At 70.2% G+C, this 3,971-nt stretch carries 5 protein-coding genes; 3 read left to right on the forward strand and 2 right to left on the reverse strand.

The features are described 5' to 3' along the window. The coding region (locus tag ACWEBX_RS37950; protein WP_451889284.1) for a hypothetical protein at nucleotides 1–977 on the reverse strand (977 nt) is incomplete at its 3' end. Nucleotides 978–1,231: 254 nt separating this feature from the next. Here ACWEBX_RS37950 and tgmA point away from each other — a divergent pair. Next, nucleotides 1,232–1,423, forward strand: coding sequence for a putative ATP-grasp-modified RiPP (gene tgmA, locus ACWEBX_RS37955; protein WP_037617579.1), 192 nt, complete (start codon nucleotides 1,232–1,234; stop codon nucleotides 1,421–1,423). Between the two features lie 14 nt (nucleotides 1,424–1,437). Then, a complete protein-coding gene (tgmB, locus tag ACWEBX_RS37960) occupies nucleotides 1,438–2,391 on the forward strand; it encodes an ATP-grasp ribosomal peptide maturase (RefSeq protein WP_361675142.1) in 954 nt (317 codons plus the stop codon). Here tgmB and ACWEBX_RS37965 read toward each other — a convergent pair. Then, nucleotides 2,297–3,403 carry an MFS transporter gene (locus ACWEBX_RS37965; RefSeq protein ID WP_451889285.1) on the reverse strand — a complete coding sequence of 369 codons (1,107 nt, stop codon included), beginning with the start codon at nucleotides 3,401–3,403 and terminating at the stop codon, nucleotides 2,297–2,299. The two genes, tgmB and ACWEBX_RS37965, sit on opposite strands and share 95 nt — an antisense overlap. 134 nt (nucleotides 3,404–3,537) lie before the next feature. On the opposite strand from ACWEBX_RS37965, the gene ACWEBX_RS37970 reads away from it, so the two are divergent. Beyond that, nucleotides 3,538–3,971: helix-turn-helix domain-containing protein (locus ACWEBX_RS37970; RefSeq protein WP_451889286.1), on the forward strand; the 434-nt coding region annotated here is incomplete at its 3' end.

Consider the following 3,971-nt stretch of genomic DNA (forward strand, 5'->3'; position numbering starts at 1 on the left):
CCGACGAGGTCGCGGGGTGTTTCGGCGGTGGGGCGCTGGGGCTGGGCGTCGGCGTCGTCGAAGGTCAGCTCCTCGAACACCTTCGTGGCCTTCTGCAGGCTGCTGTAGAACTTCGTCCGGCGCTCCTGGACGCGCAGTTCGGGGTCGGCCTCCACGGTCTCGACGACGAGGTTCTTCATCGTGTCGTAGGCCTCGGTGGCCCACTCGCCCGCGTTCTCGCCCTCGTCGAGCTCGTCGAGGAGGGACAGATGCCGCTCGGCCTCGGAGCGCAGCTCCGCCGGAGCGTCCAGGGTCTGTCCGGCCGGCGTCCTGATCTGGCCCTTCTCCGCGATCTGGCGCACGTATCCGATGCGGTCGGCCGCCCTGTTCTCGGTGGCGACCGCCTTCTTCAGCTCGTCCGTGCGGGCGATGTCACGGGCCAACTCGGTCTGGAGCGCGGGGTCTTCCTTCACCCGGTCCAGGAGCGCGGCCCGCGCCGCCTTCGCCGTCGAGGGGTCGGCGAGGATCGCGGCCCGCAGCGCGGTGGGGTTCTCGGCCACCTCCAGGGCCTTGGTGGGACGGATGCCCTCGGCCTCGGCGGCCTCGGTGATGGCGGCGCCACGCTCCGAGGCGGCGCTTGAGCGGGAGGCGTAATAGGCCGACCAGGCCTCCCCGTCCGGCAGTTCGACGTCCGCGCCGGGAATCAGGATCTCGAAGTGGGGTACCAGGCCGTCGTCGGCGGCCCTGTCCCAGGCCTTGTAGTAGCGCATGACCCGCTCGGGCGAGCATCCGGCCAGCTCCGCGAACTCCTTCGCGGACACCTTTCGCGTGTCCTCGGCCGGCTGTCCGCCGGGACGGACGCTGCGCGCCACCTTGAGCGCGAAGGCCCAGCCACCGTTGCGCGCGTAGGCGCCGAAGTCGTGCGCGTCGCGCTCGATGAGGTCCGGAACGCCGGTCTGCTCGGCGGCGTCTTCGGATGAGGTGATGGCTGCTGTCACCGGGAACTCTCCTGGGGTGGTGGGGCGTTGATGTCACGGAGGATGAAGCTATGGCCTAAGGTCTGCGTGGAATCAAGGTGACACTCGGAGACCCCGCGGCCCAGCGGACACCCCAGTAAATCCGAAATGTGCAAGCCCAGAAACGACGCGATGTGATGACCTTCACCCCGATGTGGCAGAAAGTGATGAATTCCTTACGGCTGTGTCACGTACGGGTGTGTATTGGCCATCGCGCGACCGCGGGAGGATCTTTCGTGCGACCGTTCACTCTCAACTACGCCCGGCCCTCAGGGCAGTCGGCCGCAATACCCCCGTACCACTTCGACGTGTCCCTGCAACTGAACGTGCTGCCCGACGGCAGACCGGCCGTCAGCGATCGCGCGTTGCTGATGGCGACCGGCACCACGACCTCGACGGCCGGTTCTCAGACGCACTTCGACGACTGACGGATGCCGCGCGCATGACGGTTCTCATACTCACGGCCGAACAGGACGTCACCGCCGACATGGTGGTGGCCAGACTGCATGAGCGGGGCGTGCCCATGGTGCGCCTCGATCCCGCCGACCTGCCCGGCAAGGCGGTGCTGTCCGCCGACTACGCCCACGGTGACTTCGACGGCTATCTGTCGGTCAACGGCCATGTGCTCAGCATGGGAGGCCTGCGCTCCGTGTGGGTGCGCAGACCGGGAGAGCCGGCGGCCCATGCCGCCGAACCCTCCGCATGGCTCACCGCCGAGACCAGGCAGGCCCTGTTCGGCATGCTCTACTCCGCCTCGACCCGCTGGATGAACCACCCGCGCCGCGCCGAGCAGGCCCGGCACAAGCCCTGGCAGCTAAGGGTGGCTCACAGCAGCAAGTTCGCCGTCCCGCCCACGGTCATCACGACCGCTCCCCGGGTGGCCGAGCAGTTCGTCCAGGAACACGGGGACGTGGTGGTGAAATCGGCCTCGGGGCCGCCGCCGGGCCAGCCTCCGGCGGCCCTGCCCACGACGCTGGTCGGACCCGGCACGGACTTCTCCGGAGTCGCGGCCGGACCCGCCCTCCTGCAGCGCTACATCCCCAAACGCGCCGACATCCGGCTCACCGGCATCGGCACCCGGCTGTTCGCCGCCCGGAAGGCCGCCGAGCCCGGTCAGGTCGACGGCCGGTTCGGCGAGACGGAGAACGGCTGGGAACCCACACCCGTGCCCCACCGCATCGCCCGTTCGGTCCACGACTACCTCGCCTTCACCGGACTCGCCTACGCGGCCTTCGACTTCGCCGAGGACGCCGACGGCATCTGGTGGTTCCTGGAGTGCAACCAGGGAGGCCAGTTCGGCTTCATCGAGCTGGAGACCGGACAGCCGATCGCCGACGAGGTCGCCGTGTGGCTGGCGCAGCGAAGGCCCGGCCTCCGCATCCCGGAAGGACACTGACATGAGTAATCGGTGACGGCCGGTCACTCCGTGCCGCGATGAGCGGGCAGGGCATGCCCAGGCCGATCAGCAGACTGCTGCCGATCACGACCGGCGTCCAGGGAGTCGCCCGCGCCAGTGCGCCGAGGGCGAAGAGGGCGAGTCCGGCCGTCGAGAACGTGCGCACGGACATCCGGCGCGTCAGCGCACCGGCCGCCAGCCCGCTGACCACCGATCCGAGCCCCTGGACCGAGGTGAGCACACCCGCGAAGGCCGGGGACCGGTGGAGTCCGGCGTCGAGCAGCGCGTACGTGGCCGTGCTGCTGACACCGGCCAGCATCATGGTCGTTCCGCTGGCGACGACCAGCGGACGCAGTACCGGATGCCGCCGCAAGTAGCGGGCGCCTTCGGTGGTTTCGGCGGTCCACGTCCGTCCGGCGCGGGCCGCGGGCGCGGCTTCTCGTACCCGGATCAGCCTGAACGCGACCGCGGCCAGGACGAAGGTGACCGCGTCCAGCAGTGCCACGGCCGGGCCGCCGAACGCGGTGAACAGGCTCGCGCCGGCCAGCGGGGCGAGCAGCTTCATGCTCTCGATGGCGGTGAGTACCAGACCGTTGAAGTCACCGCGCAGCTCGGCCGGCACAGCCGCCGCCACGAGGGCGGTCTCGGCCGCGTCCGTGAGCACCATGCCCGCTCCGACCAGGGTCAGCGCGGCGAACAGCAGCCAGACGTGGTCCTCGGAACGCACGAGGAGCGGCGCTGTCATGACGGCCGCCAGGACCAGATTGGTGGCGACCAGCAGCGGCCGGCGCCGCACCCGGTCCGCCACGGTGCCGATCACGGGTCCCGCGAAGGTCGGCGCCCAGACGCAGAAGCCGACCAGGGCGGCAAGGCTGTTGGAGCCGGTGAGCGTCTTGACCCAGATTCCGGCGGCCAGCGACATGGCCGAGCTGCCGAAGCCGGAGACGATCACTCCGCCCAGATAGAGACCCGCGTTGCGGTCCCGGAAGACCTTCAGCGTGTTCCAGCCCATGCCCTCACCCTTCCGTGTGACCGCCGCAGGGCCGGCGCGGTGCGGCGCGCTTGCGGGAGCGGGCACAACCTACCCCCAATCATTTGCTTGGTGGTAGTCGGTTCAGGGTGCCGGTGTGCGCTTTACTGGCTCGCGTGACCGATACCGATCCCGTGCTGCGCGCGCTCGCCCATCCGTTGCGGCTGCGGATGCTCAGCCTCATGTGGCCGGGGCCGATGTCTGCCGCCGAGCTCGCCCGCGAGCTGGACATCTCGCACGCGCTGGCCAGCCAGCATCTGCGGCGCCTGGACGCGGTGGGGCTGGTCGTGCTGGCCGAGGAACGCACCCGCCGCGGCGGCAGGGAGCGCCGCTACCGCACCGTCCAGGGCACGCCGCTGTCCGACCAGCACGAGGGGACCCCGATGCTGGCCGAAACCATGGCGCACACCCTCCGGGAACGGGCCAGGCGGCGTGCCGAGGGGAGCGAGGGCGTGACCGTGGACGCCGAACTGTGGGTGGATCCCGGGACTTGGGAGACCGTCCGACAGCGGCTCGCGGAACTCGCCACCGAACTCCACGAAGCGGCCCG

It is taken from the genome of Streptomyces sp. NPDC005070 (assembly GCF_053600395.1).